This is a genomic window from Myceligenerans salitolerans (assembly GCF_017349295.1).
GTDB lineage: Bacteria > Actinomycetota > Actinomycetes > Actinomycetales > Cellulomonadaceae > Myceligenerans > Myceligenerans salitolerans.
Genome location: NZ_JAFMPK010000038.1, coordinates 1 through 18275, shown reverse-complemented (window position 1 = coordinate 18275; position 18275 = coordinate 1). Strand labels below are relative to the sequence as shown.

Here is an 18275-nt window from a genome sequence, read left to right as displayed (position 1 = left end):
TTCCTCCAGATCGTGTCGGGATCGGGCTTCGCGTGCGTGTCCATGCTGGCGGGACGGGGTGGCGAGGCGGTGAACCCCCGCTTGCCGCGGCGGGACGAACTGCCTACGCAGTTCCCGGCGCCGTGACACCGACCTCCGTGGCACCCACCCGTTGACAGCGGTGTCACCCGTCCGGTTGCATAGGGCGTGCTTCACCCGCACCGCCGCGTGGGCACGGTCGCTCGCGCCGATCACTGGGGGTTCCATGCGCCTGCGCTCCGTCGTACCGCCCGCCGCCGCACTCGCCGTCGTCCTGGCTCTCGCGCCCGGCGCCGCGGCGGCGCCCGACCCGGTGCCCGGCGACCCGCCCTGGGTGGTGGATCCCGCCGCCCACGTCGACCCGTTCATCGGTACGGCGAACGCCGACAACACCCACCCGGCCGCCGTCGCGCCGTTCGGCATGCTGGCGTGGGGTCCGGACCAGAGCTTCTACGACGGCCCCACCGAGGGGGAGAACGCCGGCCGCGGCACGCTGCGCACGGCCTCACCCAGCGGCTACCAGTACGGCCGCGACACGATCCGCGGTTTCGGCCTGACCCACGTCTCCGGCGCCGGCTGTGCCGGGATCTCGGGTGACCTGCCGTTCTTCCCGGTGGCGGGGGAGGTCGACGTCGCCCCGCCCGCCGCGGACGCCGCGCGGCGCCCGTACGAGTCCACGTTCTCGCACGACGCCGAGCACGCCGAGCCCGGGCGGTACGACGTCGCGCTCGACAGCGGCGTGGACGTCTCGCTCGCCGCCACGACGCGCGCGGGGTCGGGACGTTTCACGTACCCGGCCGGCGACCCGGCGACGATGCTGGTGCGCACGTCCGACTCGCTCGTCGGCTCCGGCGCCGCCGACGTCACGATCGACCCGGCCACCCGCACCGTCTCCGGCTCGGTGACGAGCGGCAACTTCTGCGGCCCGTTCACCGGTGACGGCATCCTCCAGCGCAGCTACTACACCGTGCACTTCACGGCGGTCTTCGACACGGAGTTCGAGGCCTGGGGCACCTGGGAGGACGACGAGCTGCGGCCCTCGACCACCCGTGCCGCGGGCGGTACGGGCTACGAGGGCGGCCTGTCCGGCAGCGGCACCCCTGTCGCCGGATTCCCGCCCGCCGGCAAGGGCTCCGGCGCGTACGTGTCGTTCGCCGACGACGGCGACGGGGCCGACGTCGGCGTCCGCGTCGGTATCTCCTACGTCAGCGCGGAGAACGCCGCCGAGAACCTCGCCGCCGAGATTCCCGACGGCACGGCGCACGACGACGTCGCCGCGGCGACCCGGGACGACTGGAACACCGAGCTGAACCGCGCCCGGGTCGCCGGCGGCACCGAGGACGAGCTCACCACCTACTACAGCGCGCTCTACCACGCGCTCCTGCACCCCAACGTGACCAGCGACGTCAACGGCGAGTACACCGGCTTCGACCTCGCCACCCACCGGGTGCCCGACGGCCAGGAGGCGCAGTACGCCACGTTCTCGGGGTGGGACGTCTACCGGTCCCAGATCCAGCTCCTCACGCTCCTGGACCCGGGCCGGGGGTCCGACGTCGCGGCGTCGCTGCTCAACCAGGCCGAGCAGAACGGCGGCGTCTGGGACCGCTGGACCCACAACTCCGGCGCGACCCACGTCATGGTGGGGGACCCCTCGGCGATCGCCGTGGCCGCGATCCACGCGTTCGGCGGCACGGACTTCCCCGTCGAGCGGGCGTACGAGTCCCTGTTCCGGGCCGCCACGGTGCCGACCGAGCTCGACGGGTCGCGCCGGGGCTGGAACGTGGCCGTCGAGGGGCAGCGGCCCTCGCTCGACCAGTTCCTGGAGCACGGCTACTACCCCGAGGGCTGCAACGCGTGGGGCTGCCCGAACGAGACGCTGGAGATGGCGGCGGCCGACTACGGGCTGGCCACCCTCGCCGAGGCCCTCGGACGCGACGCCGACCACGCCGAGCTGATGGTGCGTGCCCAGTCCTGGCAGAACCAGTTCAACCCCGACGCGACCGAGGACGGCGGCTACTTCCAGGGCCGCACCGCCGACGGCACCTGGACGGGCGGCTTCGACCCGGCCTCCTCCAACGGGTTCGTGGAGGGGACCGCGGCCCAGTACGTGTGGATGGTGCAGCACAACCCGGCCGGCCTGTTCGACGCGATGGGCGGGCGGGACACGGCCGTCCGCCGCCTCGACGGGTTCTTCCACGCCGAGGACGGCAGCTGGCGTCTGACCGGTCCCTGGGACGGCAACGTCCACGCCAACATGGACAACGAGCCCTCGATCGCCACTCCCTGGCTGTACAACTACGCGGGCGAGCCCGCGAGGGCCCAGGAGACCGTGCGGGAGACGATCAAGCAGCTCTGGCTCGTCAGCCCCGACGGCGTGCCGAACGGGCCCGACGGGATCCCCGGGAACGACGACCTCGGCCAGATGTCGTCGTGGCTCGTGTTCGCCGCGCTCGGCCTGTACCCGCAGAACCCGTCCCGGGCCGACCTCGTCGTGGCGGCGCCGCTGTTCGAGCGGGCGCAGATCCGCCGTGCGAACGGTGTCACGGTCACGCTCTCCGCCCCCGGCGCCGACGTCGACACCCCGTACGTCGCCGGCATGCGGGTGGACGGTGAGGCGACGACGCGCACGTACCTGCCCGCCTCCGCCATCACGACGGACACGAGCGTCGAGTTCGACCTGTCCGCGACCCCGACGGACTGGGGCACCGGAACGGACGACGCCCCGCCGTCGGACCGCGCGGGGGAGCAGCCGTACCTGGCGTCCCTCTCGTCGGGCCGCACCTCCGCCTCGCCCGGCGGGCCCACGCAGACCGTGACGCTCGGCGTGCGGGCCGCCTCCGCGTCGGCGCCCGAACCGGTCACCTACCGGATCGAGGCGCCCGACGGGCTGACGCCGCTGGACCCCTCGGGTCCGGTCGAGATCGGTGACGACGGCACCGGCGAGGTCCCGGTCACCCTCCGGGCCGGCCGGGACCTGGCCCTCGGCAGCTACGACGTGACCGTGCGCCTGGAGGCGGGCGGTGACGCGCTGCGGGACCAGACGCTGCGGGTGGACGTCGTCGAGCAGGTGCGGACCCTGGCGCGTACCGGGTTCGAGCCCGGCCAGCCGCAGGCGCCGTTCAACGAGGTGTTCGAGAACGGCGGGTTCGGCGAGTACTGCTGCGGCATCGGCGGCGTCGAGAGCAAGGTGCAGGGCGGCGACGCGAGTGACGGCAGCCAGGCCGTCATCTACTCGGCCCGTGCGCTCGAGGCGGACGCGCACGCGTCGAACGTCCTGCTCGACGTCGACGAGCCGGTCCAGGGCGGCGAGACGCTCTCCTACACGCTGCGCCCGCAGCGCGACGGCGGCCCCTTCGGCGACTACGTGCAGAACGCCAGCTCGTACGCGGCCGTGGACCTGCTGTTCACCGACGGGACCCGGCTGTCCGACACCGGCGCCGTCGCGTCGAACGGGGCGCCGATCGACGCGCTGTCCCAGGGTGCCGTCCTCGAACCGGACACCTGGAACCGGGTCTCGGTCGCGCTCCCGGAGGAGACGGTGGGCAGGACGGTGGACAAGGTGCTGCTCACGCTCTCGACCGGGGACGTGTTCGCCACGCCCGGCGCCCAGGACGGGTACCTGCGCGGCTGGGTGGACGAGCTCTCCCTCACCGCACCCGTGCCGCGGCTGGAGGTCCGGCCGGCGCGGGTGCGGCCCGTGCGACCGGGCGTGCCGCTGGAGGCGGTGCTGGCCCGCTTCGAGGGCGGGGCGGGGACCGGTGCCGCGGACTACGAGGCCACCGTGGACTGGGGCGACGGGTCCGCGCCGGAGCAGGTCGTGGTGCGTGACCGGGGTGACGGCTACGAGGTGGCCGGGACGCACACGTACCGCGCGGCGGGTGTCTACTCCGTGCGGGTCACGGTCGCCGACGCCGACGACGTACGCGCCGGCGTGGACGTCCGGGTGCGGGTCCCCGGGCGTCCGGGCGGACGCCCGTCCCCGACCACCACGGGCACCCTCTGAGACCCGGGGCGGGCGGTGCGTGTCGCCGCGGCGAGATGCGGGCCGCGGCGGCATGAACTTCAGGTGAACGGTGTGTTCCGGCGGGCATGTCGGACATGGGCCGTCTGGTCGTTCGTGCCACCCTGACGCAGGTCAGGGCGTGTTCGTCCGGGTCCGGAGGCCGGGCGGAACGCTGGTCTCGCTCGGAAGGGTTCTGGCATGAACAAGGTCGCGGTGTCGGTCGGGGCGGTGGTCGTGCTCGGCGTCGTCGTCCTCCTCGGCTGGGTGTTCTGGCGCAACGCCACCAGCCCGCACGACCCGGTGACGCTCACGGTGCTCGCGGGATCGGAGCTGGAGAGCGTGATCGAGAACGAGGAGATCGCCGAGGACCTGCGCCGCTCGACCGGCGTCACGCTCGTGCCGACCTACGAGGGCACGCTCCAGGGCGCGGAGTCGGTGGTGAGCGGCTCGCCGACGTGCGACGTGGGCGGTGAGCGTGCCGCCTGCGACCTGGCCTGGTTCTCCTCGGACCGTTACATGAACCTGCTGTGGGAGCGGAAGAAGGCCGAGAACCCGGCGGCGAGCCGGCCGTGGAGCGACAGCAGCGGCGAGACGGGCCGGTCACCGGTGGTGCTGGGCGTCCGACCGGCCGCCGCCCAGCGCCTCGGTTGGGAGGAGGGCACCACGGTGCCGTGGACCACGATCGCGGACACCGCCCGGCGCGGCGACCTGTCGTTCTTCATGACGAACCCGGCGGCGTCGAACTCCGGGTTCTCGGCGCTGGTCGGTGTCGCGTCCGCGTTCGACGGCGGCGCCTCGCCGATCACCGTCGAGGAGGTGGACGACGCCGCCGTCACCGGCTTCTTCTCGGGGCTGGTGCGCACCGCGGGGAGCTCCGGCTGGCTGACCGACGAGTTCGTCGCGCGGGAGGGCGAGGCCGACGCCATCGTCAACTACGAGTCCGAGCTGGTGGCGCTCAACGAGACGGGCGGCCTGGCGGAAGACCTCGTGATCGTCTACCCCGACGCCGCCGTCTACGCCGACTACCCGCTCACCCTGCTCACCCCGCAGCGTGCCGAGGTGTTCGAGCGCGTCGACGAGTGGCTCGCCGAGACCGACACCCAGGAACTCCTGACGCGGGTGTCGTACCGGCGTCCCAGGACGTCCAGCGCCGCCCTGCCGGACCCGGCGATCCCGCGGGCCGATCCGGCGCCGGTCGCCCTGCCCGAGGACCTGAACACCGCCGACCGGCTGATCGACAACTATCTGAAGGACTACCGCGACCCCGCGAACGTCGTCTACGTGCTCGACGACTCCCGCTCCATGGCGGGCACCCGGCTGAACCAGCTCCAGCAGGCGTTCGGCGACCTGACGGGCAACGACACGTCGGTGACCGGGGAGTTCGCGCGCTTCCGCCAGGGAGAGCGGGTCTCGATCCTGCCCTACGCCTCCGAGCCCGGCGACACGGTCCGCTTCGAGCTCGACGACCCCGACGCGAACCCGGGCGAGCTCGGCCCGATCCGCGACGCCGTGCACGCGCTCCGCGCGCGCGGCGGCACCACGGCGGTGTACGAGAGCCTCGCCCAGGCGTACCGCGAGGTCCTCGACGACCCCACGAACGAGGGCTACTACACCTCGATCGTCCTGATGACCGACGGCGAGAACAACAACGGCATCTCGCTCGACGAGTTCGAGGCCGCGTACGAGACCGAGGGCTGGGCGGCTGCCGGCGTGCCGACGTTCGTCGTCATGCTCGGCGACGACGAGCGGGCGCGAGCCGACGTCGCCCGTGTCGCCGAGCTCACGGGCGGCCGCGTGTTCGAGGCCGCCGAGGGATCGATCGGCGAGGCCTTCAAGGAGATCCGGGGATACCAGTAGGCGGCGCCTCAGAACCCGAGTGCCGGCAGCGGCACCACACCCTCCAGCGCGCCCGCGAGCTGGTCGTAGCCGAGCACGAGGAACATCGCCGCCACCGCCGCCAGGACGAGGTTGACCCACCAGCGGTTGCGCCACGGCCGCGGCACGCTCGACGAGTTGTTGAGGAACAGCAGCGTGATCGCCAGGAACGGCATGAACAGCGAGCCGAGCGCCCCGTAGGCGATGACGAGCGCGATGGGCCGGTCCAGGAACAGCAGCGCCATCGGCGGGATCGTCAGCCACAGGATGTACGCGCGGTAGTAGAGGCCGCCGGCGCCACGACGACGGTCGTCGGCGGGCAGCCCGCGCGAGGTCGCCACGAAGTCGGCGAACATCAGCGACACGCCGTGCCAGACGCCGAGCACCGAGGAGAACGCGGAGGCGGCGAACCCGATCAGGAACATCGGGGCCATGAAGTCGCCGTAGCGGTCCGCGAGGACGCCGGACAGGTCGACGAGCCCGGCGCCGCCGTCCTCCACCGTGATCCCCGAGGCGTACAGGAGCTCCGCGCCCACGATCAGCATCGCGATCACGAAGATCCCGGACATCACGTACGCCCACGCGTTGTCGATCCGCATGACCCGCATCCAGCGGGGCGTCGACCACCCCTTCTCCGAGAGCCAGTAGCCGTAGGCGGCCAGCGTGATGGTGCCGCCGACGCCGCCCGCCAGGCCGAGCGTGTAGACGACGCCGCCGTCGGGGATCCGGGGCACGAGCCCGCTCACGATGCCACCGAGGTTCGGCACCGTCATCACCGCCGAGCCCACCACCGTCACGAACATGACGCCCACCAGGACGGCGATGATGTTCTCGAACGGCTTGTACCTGCCGAACCAGACGAGCAGCAGGCCCGCGACACCGGCCGCCATCGCCCACCAGCGCAGCTCGACTCCCGGCATCAGGCCGTTCAGCGCCAGGCCGGTCGCGGACATCGCGGCCGCGCCGTAGCTGAAGCCCCACACCACGATGTAGATGCCGAAGTAGATCGTGGCCCATCGCCCGAGCTGTCTCCAGCCGTCGAAGATCGTGCGGCCGGTCGCCAGCGTCCAGCGCCCCGCGCCCTCCACCAGCACGATCTTGATCACCACACCGGCGACGGCGGCCCACAGCAGGGCGTAGCCGTACTGGCTGCCGGCCACCATGGTGGCGACGAGATCGCCCGCTCCGATACCGGTGGCCGCGACGACGATGCCCGGTCCGATGATGCTCCAGCGGGGGACATCCGGAGATGTCGCGTTCGCACCCGGAGTGACCTCATTGTCCTTTTTCATCCAGCGACTGTACCGAGCCGGTCCGGGACCGCGGAACCCTCCGCGACGGGCGAGGCGTCCCGCACCGGCCTCGTCGTCATGTACGAATGAGGGGATGACGATCGACACACGAGCGGAGACGAACATGGAGACGACGACCACGGGCACCGGCACGGCAGGAGGGAACGGTGGTACCGAGCGCCTCGTTCCCCTGCCCGACGGCGGGCACCTCTGCACGGAGTCCTTCGGCGACCCCGCCCACCGCCCGCTGCTGCTCATCTCCGGGCTGTCGGCGTCCATGGACTGGTGGGACGCCGGATTCTGCCGGGCTCTCGCCACCGGCGGACGCCTCGTCATCCGCTACGACCACCGCGACACCGGGGCCTCCCGCACCGACCCGCCGGGCGAACCGTCGTACACCGGCCGGGACATGGCGGAGGACGTGCTCCGGGTGCTCGACGCGTACGACGCCGACCGGGCCCACCTGGCCGGTGTCTCCGCCGGCGGCGGTATCGCGCAGACCGTCGCCCTGGAATGGCCCGAGCGCGTCGCCTCGCTCAGCCTGCTGTCCACGTCGCCGGCCGTCCCGCTCGCCCCGGGCAGGAGCGTCGAGGACGCGGGGCTGCCGACGAGTTCCCCCGAGATCGAGGAGCTCTTCGGCAACCCGCCGCCGGACCCCGACTGGAACGACGCCGACGCCGTCACCGACCATCTCGTCGAGCAGGAGCGAATCTTCGCCGGGGCCGGGTTCGACGAGGGCTGGACACGGCGCATCGCCCGCCAGGTGGTCGCCCGGTCGGTGGACCCCGCGTCGTCGGGCAACCACTGGAACCTGACCGACGGCGACCCGCTCGCCGCCGGCCGGACCCTCGCCGACCTCCGGACGCCCACCGTCGTCCTGCACGGCGACGCCGACCCGTTCTTCCGCCCCGAGCACGGCGAGGCGCTCGCCGAGGCCGTCCCGGACGCGCGGTTCGTGCCGCTGGAGGGGGTCGGCCACCAGTTCCCGCCGCCGGCCGCCTGGGGCGTCGTGGTCGCCGAGATCCTGCGTGTCACCGGGTGAGCGTGGGCCCCAGGGCCCGGTGGGAATAGGCCCGGAGTAAGCCGCTGGACCGTCGTGACCTGCGTGGACCGTCCCTACGGTGAAGGGCATGACCACCACTGGCGGCGGGCGTCGTGCCCACGACGACACCGGGCAGGCGTTGCCGGAGTACGTGGGCGTGATCGGGCTGGTGCTCCTGATCGTGAGCATCGTGTTCGCGGCCGCGACACCCGTCGGGGCCGAGGTCGGCGAGCAGCTGATCTGTGCGGTGTCGCCGATCGTGAAGGAGGACGGGCAGGACGACTGCGGTGAGGGGACCGGCGGCGAGCCGGGCACCCCCGGCGGCGGTGACGGCCCGGGCGACGAGTACAGCCCTCCGACCGGTGACTGCGAGGAGGACGTCACCTTCGACTGGGTGGAGGTCAACGACGAGTGGACCTCGTCGGTGGTGGAGATCGGCTGCGAGTGGCAGCCGGTACCGGTCGACTGCCTCTTCCTGCACCTGCCCGGCGGCTGGCTCGACCGTGAGGAGGGCGACCGGGTCTACCGGGGCGACCAGATCCAGGAGTTCGTCGACTGCGTGACCGACGGTCGTGGCGGGCCGAGCGAGGACCCGAACGACGAGAACTGCGTCGACGCGGTACCCACCAGCGGTGAGCTCGACGAGGACGCGCCGCCCACGGTGCAGGTCGGGTGCCGCGAACTGCCCGTGCCCAAGGGGTGCGAGGAGGAGTGGGCCGCCTACGAGGACGCGGCCACCGAGAGGGAGCGTGCGGCCGCGTCCGGCTGGCTGGCCAACTGCGTCGCGGACCGGTACGACTCGATGGAGCCGCCGTGCGTCGTGGAGGCCACGGGACGCGTCGACGAGACCAAGATCTCGTTCCTCTTCTTCCGCTGGGGCGGCAGCAACGGCACGCTGATCGAGAAGCTGGGCGACGGCCGCATCCGTATCCACATCCTGCGGGGCGTGGAGTTCGGCGCCGGTGTCAGCGGCGACGGTGTCGGCGGTTCGCCCGTGAGCTTCGACGTGGCCGGGATCACGGGCTACTCGAAGGACAAGACCTACGAGTTCACGGACATGGGCAAGGCCCAGGAGTGGATCGACTGGTACAAGAAGTACAACAACGTGAACGGTAACGCGCCCTACTGCTGGACCTCCGGCACCATCCCCGCCGTGCACTGCGACCACAGCGACCAGGAGCGCGCCGACCAGCTCGCCCAGGAGGAGCCGGAGCACCACGAGCTGGCCGAGGCGGAGAGCGACACCAAGAAGGTCAAGCTCAAGGGCGGGTTGAGCCTGAAAGGTGAGGCAGGCCAGTTCAGCCTGGCGGGCAGCGTCGAGGGCGGCTACGAGGGCGAGGTCCAGGTCGAGGAACGCCTGTTCTCCGACGGGAGCCAGACGGCCACCTACACCTCGTCCGACGTCGGCGGGTTCCTGATCGGCGCGAAGCTCGGCGGCAAGCAGCCGTTCACGAAGCAGGGCGACAAGACCACCAGCAGCGGCGGCGCCGGCGCGGGCGGCAAGGTCGGGATGGAATGGAAGGGCACCACGAGCACGACGGTGGCGTGGGACAAGGACGGGCAGTTGTCCAAGCTGATCATCACCATGGACGACCAGGTGATGCGGACGTTGTACAACGCCGGCATCAACGTCGACGTCGCGCTGCCGTACGGGTTCTCCGTGGGCGGCGGCTACAAGAAGTCCGAGGAGGCCGGGACCGTCTCGACCCGGCAGCTGATCATCGACTTCAACCAGTACCCGGAGCTCCGTGAAAAGCTCGGCCCGGAGATCGACGCGGTCTTCCCGCGCGACGACGAGGGCCGCCTGATCAAGGACGACGTCGAGATCGACGGCAACGACTCCGAGGGCGGCGAGTTCTACGAGGCCGCCGAGGACTACGCGAACGTCCGAGAGCTCACGTACGACGCGAGCAAGGTCACCGAGGGTGGCGAGGGCGGGCTCTCCTGGCAGGGCCTGGACCTGTTCAAGCTGGAGTTCACCGAGATCGAGGAGGAGAAGACCCTCAAGGAGTCCTCGTTCGAGGTGACCGACGTCGACGGGAACAAGCAGACCACCTCCCCGGCGCCGCAGTGCCGGGCCGAGGACTTCGAGCAGCCCGAGGGCTACTACTCCGACGACTTCTCCGACCCGCCGACGGCGAACGCGGACTCCGATCACGACCTCGGCGCCGAGTACTACTCGAACGAGACGCCGAAGTACACCGAGGGCACCTACCCGGGCACGGACTACGAGGGCGACGTGCCCGGTGACCGGGCCGAGCGGGTGCACTCGCTGCTGGACGAGTACTCCAAGGCGTTCCCGGACAAGAACATCCTCGTGGTCAAGGACTTCGGGAACTTCTCGTTCCGCGCGGCCACGGGCTGGGAGCACCTGGCGACCGTCGACGGCATGGACGTGATCGCCCTCGACGAGGGAACGGTCAAGAACAAGGGCGACGGCGGCTGGATCAACTGGGGTTTCACCGGCAGCTACGACTACGACCCCGACACGAAGACCGTGAAGTTCCGGCGGCGGTGACGGGCGAAAAACATCCTCACCCGGGCGGCAATGGCGGTCTCAGCGTCACTGAATGAATGGGTCAGCAACAACGCGGGTCACGTTTTGTCCACTCATGCGGGCGATACGCGAAAAGCGCGACGCATCAGAAGATAGTGGGGCGGTCGAGGTGCGCATGGTGTTGACGTGATGCCCAGTTCCCCCCGAACCAGTTCGCCACGACGCATGTCCGCAAGAAGCAACTCCATGGGGAGGAATATCGAATGCGAATGATCAAGCTGGTGCCGGCCGTGGCGCTGCTCGTTGCGGGGGCCGCGGTGCCGGCTACGGCGCAGGCCGCCGAGACCGGGACCACGGCGCAGGCCGCGGAGTACTACAGCGGCCAGGCATACGGCGCCGCCGTCGATCTGCTCGGGGCGGTCGTCCTGCCGGCGCAGCCGGACACCGGTGAGGTCTCCACGTCCGAGGACATGACCGCGGACGCGGGTTGCACGGCGTCGGTCGAGTCGAGCCTGCTCGACGCCGGCGTGCTGTGCCCGAGCGTGACCGTCGACACGGCGGCCGGCACGGTGGTCTCGGAGACCACGATCGAGGAGGCCTCGGTCAACCTGCTGGGTGTTCCGGCGATCGTCGTCGAGGACCTGACGACGACGGCTGTCGCCTCGTGCGACAGCGTGTCGGGCGACGTCGACCTGACGCTGCGGATCGGCAACGAGACGATTCTCGTGGACGACCCGAACGTCGAGATCCAGATCCCCGGCGGTGAGATCGTCGTCAACAAGCAGGTTCCCACCGAGATGGGTACCGGCATCGCGGTGACGGCCGTCGTGGTCAAGCTGAACGGCCTGGCGGACATCACGATCGGCCACGCGGAGGCCTCGGCGCACGGCTGCATGTCGACGCCGCCGGTGAGCTGATCCCTGGCTTCTCGCGATAGGGGCAACGCCCTCGCGGTGGTTCGACGCACGTGCCCGGCATGTGCGTCGAACACACCGCGAGGGCGTTCTCGTGTGCGGAACGTCCTGACGGCGCGGGGCCGTGGAATACTGCCCGCGTGGATCTCGAAGCGTTCTCCACGGAGGTGCTCGGCGGGCTGGCCGGCGGCCTGCTCGCGGCATTCGCCGGGGCACTCCTGTTCCGGTTCGGACGGCGGGTCGTGTGGCTGATCCTGGGTGCCAGCGTGGTCGTGAGCGTCGCCCTCGGCGTCATGGCGTTCCAGACCCGCGACAACGGCTACACCGTGGCGGCCGCGCTGGTCCTGCTCGGTGGACTGATCGGCGGCGCGACGGTCCTGCTGCGGCCGGACGCCGGGGAGGCGGACCGCCCGTCGTCGCGGGCGCGCCGTTCCCGCCGCTGAGGCCGACCTCCCCGCACGCGACGACGGGGCGCCCCGGGAAAGGGGCGCCCCGTCGTGTCATGCGACGCCTGGGCAGGCTCAGAACGGCAGCGGCGGCAGCGAGATCGGCAGGCCGAGGCCCTCGAGGAGGGACATGATCGCCGCGATGATTCCGTCAAGAATGCCCATGATGGATCTCCTTCGTGTGTCGGAACGACGGCCTTACCACGCTGCCGCCGGATATCACGTTAGGCGCGCCGCATGTGTTGCGAGCTTCACAGCGCGGAAATGCGGTCACCCGAGAATGTGACGTAATAGGCATGGCGTTCACGACGAATACAGCTGAGAACAGCCACGACCGGGATACGCGACAATGTCGATATGACCAACAGCCTTCCCAGCCGTTCCGGGTACGACGTCGTCATCGTGGGAGGTGGGCACAACGGCCTCACCGCGGCCGCGTACCTGGCGCGTGCCGGCCTCTCGGTCGCGGTCCTCGAACGGCTGGACCGCACCGGTGGGGCCGCGGTCTCCGCCCAGGCGTTCCCCGGCCGGCCGGCGCGGCTGTCGCGGTACTCGTATCTCGTCTCGCTGCTGCCCCAGCAGGTGGTGCGTGAACTCGGCCTCGACCTGCGGCTGGCGCCACGCGTCACGGCGTCGTACACGCCCGTCGTCCGCGACGGCGTGCCGGGAGGCCTGCTGGTGGAGCGGCCCGAGGGGGCGGCGACGGCCGCCGCGTTCCGGTCCGTCACCGGATCGGACACCGAGTACGAGGCCTGGCGCGCGTTCTACGCGGAGGTCGGCGACCTGGCCGGCGTGGTCGCGCCCACGCTCACCGCGCCGCTGCCCCGCGCGAGCGAACTGCGGGCGCGGGTGGACTCCGGCATCTGGCGGGATCTCGTGGAACGTCCCCTGGGCGAGGCCGTCGAGCGGCGTTTCGCCGACGACACGGTGCGGGGCGTCGTCGCGACGGACGCCCTCATCGGGACGTTCGCCGCCATGCGCGACGCCTCGCTGGTGCAGAACCGCTGTTTCCTCTACCACCTGATCGGGAACGGGACGGGGGAGTGGCAGGTGCCGGTCGGCGGCATGGGCGCGGTCACGGGCGCCCTCGCCACGGCGGCCGAGGACGCGGGCGCCGAAATCGTGACCGGTGCCGACGTCACCGCGATCCACCCGGACGCGGAGGGCGCCGAGGTGAGGGTCGCGGGGCGGACGGTGCGAGCCCGGTACGTGCTGGCGAACGTCGCTCCCTGGGTGCTGGCGGGACTCCTCGGTGAGACCCGCGACCCGGCGGACAAGCCGGTCGGAGCCCAGCTGAAGGTCAACCTCCTCCTGGACCGGCTGCCCCGGCTCACGTCGGGCGAGGACCCGCGGGTGGCGTTCGCCGGCACGCTCCACCTCGGCGAGGGCTACCGCGAGCTGGAGACCGCTTACGCCGAGGCCGCGGCCGGCCGCGTACCGAGCCGCCTGCCCGGCGAGGTCTACTGCCACTCGCTCACGGATCCGACGATCCTCGGCGACGTGGCCGAGGGCACCCAGACGCTCACCTACTTCGGCCTGCACCTGCCCGCCACCCTGTTCGACGATCCCGCGACCCGTGCCCGGCGCAAGGCCGAGGCGGTGGCGCGCGCGATCGCGTCGCTCGACGAGCATCTGGTCGATCCCGTGGAGTCCGTCGTGGCGCGCGACGCCGACGGGGCGCCGTGCATCGAGGCGAAGATCCCGCAGGACATCGAGGCCGACCTGAACATGCCGGGCGGCCACATCTTCCACGGCGACCTCGCCTGGCCCTGGGCCGACGACGACACGGACCTCAGCGGTCCCGCCGCTCGCTGGGGCGTGGCCACGGACCACCCGGCCGTGCTCCTGTGCGGCTCGGGCGCGCGCCGCGGTGGAGCGGTCTCGGGCCTCGGCGGCCACAACGCGGCACGGGCGGTCCTCGAGTCGAGGTGAGGCGCGATCAGGAGGTCACGCGCGCTTCCGTCCGCCGGCGCAGGTACCGGCTGCGCACGTCCTTCCGTACGAGCCGGTGCAGCGTGGACTGCCCGGGCCTGCGCGCCTCGTGCCTGAGCTCCTTGACCGTGGACGTGCACACCAGTTCCTTGAGCCACGCGCCGGCGCGGCCACCGCCCAGGAACCTCCGGCCCGCCCGGTCGTCCAGGCTCGCGAGCTGGAACAGCCCCGCGGTCCGGCCGAGGCTGAGGCACTGCCCCGCGAAGACGACGTTCGCCGGACGCGGCGGGCGTCCCGCGAGCCGGGCCAGTACCGTGTCGGCGGCGATCGCGCCGAGCGGCAGCGCCGCCTGGCAGCTCATCCGGAACGGCGTGCCGGACGGCGCGGCGGAGTCACCGGCCGCGACGATCCGGTCGTCGTCCACGCTGGTCAGGGTCTCGTCCGTGATCAGCCGCCCGACCTCGTCCGTGGTCAGCCCGCTGCGCCGCGCCAGGTCCGGTACACCGAACCCCGCGGTCCAGATCGTCAGGCCGCTCCTCAGGTCCCGCCCGTCGGCCAGCCGGACGGCCCCCGCGGCCACCTCGCGCACCGTGGCGCCGGGGCCCTGCAGCACCGTCACGCCGAACCCGTCGAGACGGTCGGTGACCACGTCCCGCACCCGCGGATGCAGGTACGGCCCCACGGTGTCGCCGCAGACCAGGGTCACGGCGTGCCCCTGCTCGCCGAGCTCGGCGGCCGTCTCGATACCGGTCGGGCCCGCGCCCACGACCACGACCGGGGCTCCGGGCGCGGCACCGTGGAGGAGCGACCGCAGCCGGCGCGCGTCCTCCACGGTCGCGATCGGGTGCGCGTGCTCGGCGGCCCCGGGGATCTCCGGCGCGGCCGCACGGCTGCCGACCGCGTACACGAGCCGGTCGTAGCCGATCCGCCCGCCCGAGGCCAGGTCCAGTGCCCGCCCGGCGACGTCGATCCGGTCCACGGCGTCGACCACCAGCCGCACCCGCGGGGCGAGGACGTCCGCGAGGTCGACGACCGCGTCGTGGTTGCCGGCGACGAGCTGGTGCAGGCGGATGCGCTCGACGAACTCGGCGCGCGGGTTGATGAGGGTGACGGCGACGTCGTCACGCCGCGTCAGCCGGTTGGCGGCGAGAACGCCGGCGTACCCGGCGCCGATCACGACCACCTCGGTCCTCGTGCCCATGATGCTTCTCCCGTGCTCGATCTCGTGCTGGTTGCCCTGCCGCCCCGACGACGCCACGGGACCCGCGGATGTGACAACCGCGCCGAGTGAGCTGTCACACCTCCGCCGTCAGTGGTCGTGGGAGCGCTGCCCGGGCGTGCCCGGCTCCACGGCGTCGCCCGGCTCCACCACGAGGAACTGCCCCATCATCCCCTCGTCCTCGTGCAGCAGCATGTGGCAGTGGGACATACCACTATGCGGCCCTGACCTGCCCGTTCGCATCGTCGTCGGGCTCGCGTTCCACATGGGTTACACGAAACATCTCGTCGACGGCGCGGCGGGTGCGCTCGGCGCTGCCCGGCATCAGGTGCGTGTAGACCCGGAGCGTGAACCCGGGGTCAGCGTGCCCCAGGTACTCCGACAGTGCCTTGATGGACTCGCCGTAGTGCAGCAGCGTCGACGCGTACACGTGGCGGAGCATGTGGCACCCGTTCTCCCGGTCGTCGAGCAGGCCCACTTGCTCCAGCACACGCTTCCAGATGTTGAAGTTGAACGTGCTCGCCTTCACGGCGTCGCCGTTGGCGTTCGTGAGGACGAGGCGCGCTGTAGTTGGCTCGCCGTCAGCATCCTTCCACGGCAGAGACACCGAAACCGGCGAATGCTTGGCAAGGTGGGCACTAATCTCATTGCGAACCGACTTGGGCAGCGGAACGTCTCGGGTCTTGTCATGTTTTGGAAGCCCGAAAACCCGGGTGCCGCCAATGGATTTCACCTGTCGACGGATGGTAACAATCCCCTTTTCGTCGTCGATATCTTCCACTGCAAGCCCAAATATCTCCCCCTGCCGCAAGCCGAGCCCAGCGCCCAGCGTCGCCACAATCTTGTAGCGGTCAGGTAACCCATCACGGACCGCTAGAACTGTCTTGCTCTCCCAGGGGGCAATCTTCTTTTGCAGACGCTTGGGTTTCGCAACCGACTTCGCCTTGCACGGATTCCTCTTGATCAGTTCATCATCGACAGCGGCAGCCAGCACCGACGAGACGTGCCCAAAGATCACGCCGCGCGTCGAATCGGCTGCCTTCACGTCAGCGAGCCACGCACGAATTGTCGATGGCTTGATGTCGCTCAGATGGCGCGACCCCAGGGCGGTTTCGTAGACGTGATTCTCCAGCCGACTCTTCACCGACTGCCGCGTATTAGGATCAAAGGTTTTCCCCTTAAGCCATTCTTCGGCGTACTCGCTAAAGGTTACCTTCCCGGCGTCGACGGTAATATATTCACCTCGGTGAATGTCGGCTTCGATCTCATCTAAGAAATCTTGAGCAAGCCCCTTTTTCGGGAATGACTTCGACGGCTGGCGATCGCTCCCGGGTTCACGCCAACGCGCGACCCAGAAGGTTGTCTTGGTCCCGTTCTTGTTGGTGCGGGTGCGCTTCTCGACGGACCCCATCAGGCGGCTTCGTCCTGTTGGGCGCGGAACCAGGTGATGACGTCGACGCGGGCGTAGCGCAGGTGTCGGCCGATGCGGGCGGCTTTGGGTCCGTCGTTGTGGGTGCGCCACCGGTAGAGGGTGGCGACGGGGACGCGGAGGAACGCGGCGACCTCGTCGATAGTCCACAGCTCGTCGATGGCGACGACGGCGGGCGGGTTGTTGTGGGGGTTCTTGGTCTTGTTCCGGTAGTTCTTGCCTGCCATGACTGCCCCTTCCCTCATGCCGCGTACGCGGTTGCCGAACGGTTATCCACAGGCCCCGATGGAGGGCCCGAGCCTGGAGGCGAGGCCGCTTGTTTCGCGGCGTCGTACTGGGCACGGCGTGTCATGGCCTGCCGGAGCGAGGCCGCGATCACGTCGACGTAGGTGGTCTCGGCGATGTGGTCGGGTTCTCGCCACACGAACCGGGCCGTGCCGTCCGGGAGCGTCTTGGACGCGGCGAGCCGGTCGGCGTCTTCGGGAGTGATGCCCGCGGCTTGCAGGACCTCACGTACGACGGCGGCGCGGTCGGCCCGGTGCTGGGTGAGGGTCTTGCCCGACCACTGCCGCGAGACCAGCACACGCCGCCCGCCAAGGCCGAGGTTGTCCCGCTCGTGAGCGGGCGACAGGCAGCCAGCCGACAGGCCAGCGGTGGGGTGTTTGGGCTGGACGCCGTAGCGCAGCCAGTTGCCACACTCGGGCGAGCAGGGCAGCACGGAGGTGTGCGCGTGGAGCCGGTCTACGTGTGCCTCATAGTCGGCGGCGCGAGCCGCCTGGAGAGCTTCCCAGGCAGGGTCTGGCACCACGTCGTCGCCGTCGAGGGATTCGGCCGGCGTGTAGGTGCCCGCGATGGACTTGGTGAGGTACTTGCACAGGTACCGCACCGCCCGGTCACTGTCGGGGGTGCCACCCAGCAGGCCCTTGATGTCGATCTGCTTCCCGAGGGTTGCCACGTGTGCGGGCTTCGCGAGGTCGCGGGTCGCCTCATCCCAGGTGGGAAGGACTTCCCCGGTGCCGGGGTCGACGTAGCCGCCCAGCGCCGCATCCCATACGGGCATGCCTTCGGGGTCGTCGGGCGTGTAGACCTCCACGTCTACCGAAGGCCACCAGGCGGCGAAGTAGGTCCCAGCGGCAACGGCCTTGATGGTCGCCCGAGGGATCGCACCGCGCACGGCGGCGTGCAGGTGGGGGGCCAGGCGCTTCTGGGCTTCCACAGCAGCGAAGTACTGGACCTTGTATCCGGCACAGCGGCGCATGTTCTGCCAGAACCGGTCAACCAGCCGGGAGAACGTGAGCGCGTCCAGCGCGGCACGCCGGTAGTCGTACGAGGCCGGGTCGACGGGCACGCCGTCACGGATCTTGCCGTAGGAGCCGAGCGTCAGGGTGAGGAACATCGAGGGACGGTGCTCACGGCCGGTCTTCTCATCCACGAACACCGCCCCCGTGGTGCCCTGCCCCATGGCCTTCTTGGGCAGGTCGGGAAAGCCCTCCAGGTGGCGGGTAGAGCGTGAGACGGTGCGGCGGCGGATGCGGCGTGCGGGGGCCAGGTTGCCGCCGTCGTCGGCCCAGCGAGCTTCGTCGAGGTCGTGCGGGTGCGGGTCCGCGT

General features: G+C 70.9%; 13 protein-coding genes. 7 read left to right on the top strand and 6 right to left on the bottom strand.

From position 1 onward, the window contains the following. Positions 1-244: 244 nt before the first annotated feature. Entirely contained in the window at positions 245-4021 is a 3777-nt protein-coding gene (locus tag J0911_RS09265) for a GH92 family glycosyl hydrolase (RefSeq protein ID WP_207275186.1), read from the top strand. Positions 4022-4219: 198 nt separating this feature from the next. After that, the gene (locus tag J0911_RS09260; RefSeq protein WP_207275185.1) at positions 4220-5878 is read left to right on the top strand and encodes a vWA domain-containing protein; all 1659 of its coding nucleotides are present in this window, start codon (positions 4220-4222) and stop codon (positions 5876-5878) included. An 8-nt stretch (positions 5879-5886) separates the two neighbouring features. On the opposite strand, the gene J0911_RS09255 is transcribed toward J0911_RS09260, so the two are convergent. After that, positions 5887-7188, bottom strand: coding sequence for an Nramp family divalent metal transporter (locus tag J0911_RS09255; RefSeq protein ID WP_207275184.1), 1302 nt, complete (start codon positions 7186-7188; stop codon positions 5887-5889). Positions 7189-7282: 94 nt separating this feature from the next. On the opposite strand from J0911_RS09255, the gene J0911_RS09250 reads away from it, so the two are divergent. The 5 genes from J0911_RS09250 (at position 7283) to J0911_RS09230 (ending at position 14019) form a co-directional block, all read left to right on the top strand. Beyond that, positions 7283-8230 carry an alpha/beta fold hydrolase gene (locus tag J0911_RS09250; protein ID WP_242636520.1) on the top strand — a complete coding sequence of 316 codons (948 nt, stop codon included), beginning with the start codon at positions 7283-7285 and terminating at the stop codon, positions 8228-8230. An 88-nt stretch (positions 8231-8318) separates the two neighbouring features. Beyond that, on the top strand, positions 8319-10748 hold the full coding sequence (locus J0911_RS09245) for an NUDIX hydrolase (RefSeq protein WP_207275183.1): 2430 nt from the start codon (positions 8319-8321) through the stop codon (positions 10746-10748). Positions 10749-10990: 242 nt separating this feature from the next. After that, complete coding sequence (locus J0911_RS09240) at positions 10991-11644, top strand: choice-of-anchor P family protein (RefSeq protein WP_207275182.1); 654 nt, start codon at positions 10991-10993, stop codon at positions 11642-11644. Between the two features lie 137 nt (positions 11645-11781). Next, positions 11782-12084, top strand: a complete 303-nt coding sequence (locus J0911_RS09235; RefSeq protein ID WP_207275181.1) for a hypothetical protein — start codon at positions 11782-11784, stop codon at positions 12082-12084. Positions 12085-12444: 360 nt separating this feature from the next. Beyond that, positions 12445-14019 carry a phytoene desaturase family protein gene (locus J0911_RS09230; RefSeq protein ID WP_207275180.1) on the top strand — a complete coding sequence of 525 codons (1575 nt, stop codon included), beginning with the start codon at positions 12445-12447 and terminating at the stop codon, positions 14017-14019. 7 nt (positions 14020-14026) lie between these two features. Here J0911_RS09230 and J0911_RS09225 read toward each other — a convergent pair whose 3' ends face one another. The 5 genes from J0911_RS09225 to J0911_RS09205 form a co-directional block, all read right to left on the bottom strand. Next, positions 14027-15220 (bottom strand): NAD(P)/FAD-dependent oxidoreductase, encoded by a 1194-nt coding sequence (locus J0911_RS09225; RefSeq protein ID WP_207275179.1) that lies wholly within the window; start codon positions 15218-15220, stop codon positions 14027-14029. Positions 15221-15328: 108 nt separating this feature from the next. After that, positions 15329-15448, bottom strand: a complete 120-nt coding sequence (locus J0911_RS09220; RefSeq protein ID WP_242636519.1) for a multicopper oxidase domain-containing protein — start codon at positions 15446-15448, stop codon at positions 15329-15331. Positions 15449-15452: 4 nt separating this feature from the next. After that, positions 15453-16649 carry a tyrosine-type recombinase/integrase gene (locus J0911_RS09215; RefSeq protein WP_207275178.1) on the bottom strand — a complete coding sequence of 399 codons (1197 nt, stop codon included), beginning with the start codon at positions 16647-16649 and terminating at the stop codon, positions 15453-15455. Continuing rightward, the gene (locus tag J0911_RS09210; protein WP_207275177.1) at positions 16649-16894 is read right to left on the bottom strand and encodes a helix-turn-helix transcriptional regulator; all 246 of its coding nucleotides are present in this window, start codon (positions 16892-16894) and stop codon (positions 16649-16651) included. The genes J0911_RS09215 and J0911_RS09210 overlap by 1 nt, the downstream gene beginning before the upstream one ends. Positions 16895-16908: 14 nt before the next feature. Further along, a partial coding sequence (locus tag J0911_RS09205) for a replication initiator (protein ID WP_207274746.1) occupies positions 16909-18275 on the bottom strand: 1367 nt, incomplete at its 5' end.

Bases quoted from the DNA above. Each gene is read 5' to 3' on its own strand.
- J0911_RS09265 (WP_207275186.1), top strand. From the start codon at position 245: ATGCGCCTGCGCTCCGTCGTACCGCCCGCCGCCGCACTCGCCGTCGTC.
- J0911_RS09260 (WP_207275185.1), top strand. From the start codon at position 4,220: ATGAACAAGGTCGCGGTGTCGGTCGGGGCGGTGGTCGTGCTCGGCGTC.
- J0911_RS09255 (WP_207275184.1), bottom strand. From the start codon at position 7,188: ATGAAAAAGGACAATGAGGTCACTCCGGGTGCGAACGCGACATCTCCG.
- J0911_RS09250 (WP_242636520.1), top strand. From the start codon at position 7,283: ATGACGATCGACACACGAGCGGAGACGAACATGGAGACGACGACCACG.
- J0911_RS09245 (WP_207275183.1), top strand. From the start codon at position 8,319: ATGACCACCACTGGCGGCGGGCGTCGTGCCCACGACGACACCGGGCAG.
- J0911_RS09240 (WP_207275182.1), top strand. From the start codon at position 10,991: ATGCGAATGATCAAGCTGGTGCCGGCCGTGGCGCTGCTCGTTGCGGGG.
- J0911_RS09230 (WP_207275180.1), top strand. From the start codon at position 12,445: ATGACCAACAGCCTTCCCAGCCGTTCCGGGTACGACGTCGTCATCGTG.
- J0911_RS09225 (WP_207275179.1), bottom strand. From the start codon at position 15,220: ATGGGCACGAGGACCGAGGTGGTCGTGATCGGCGCCGGGTACGCCGGC.
- J0911_RS09220 (WP_242636519.1), bottom strand. From the start codon at position 15,448: ATGTCCCACTGCCACATGCTGCTGCACGAGGACGAGGGGATGATGGGG.
- J0911_RS09215 (WP_207275178.1), bottom strand. From the start codon at position 16,649: ATGGGGTCCGTCGAGAAGCGCACCCGCACCAACAAGAACGGGACCAAG.
- J0911_RS09210 (WP_207275177.1), bottom strand. From the start codon at position 16,894: ATGGCAGGCAAGAACTACCGGAACAAGACCAAGAACCCCCACAACAAC.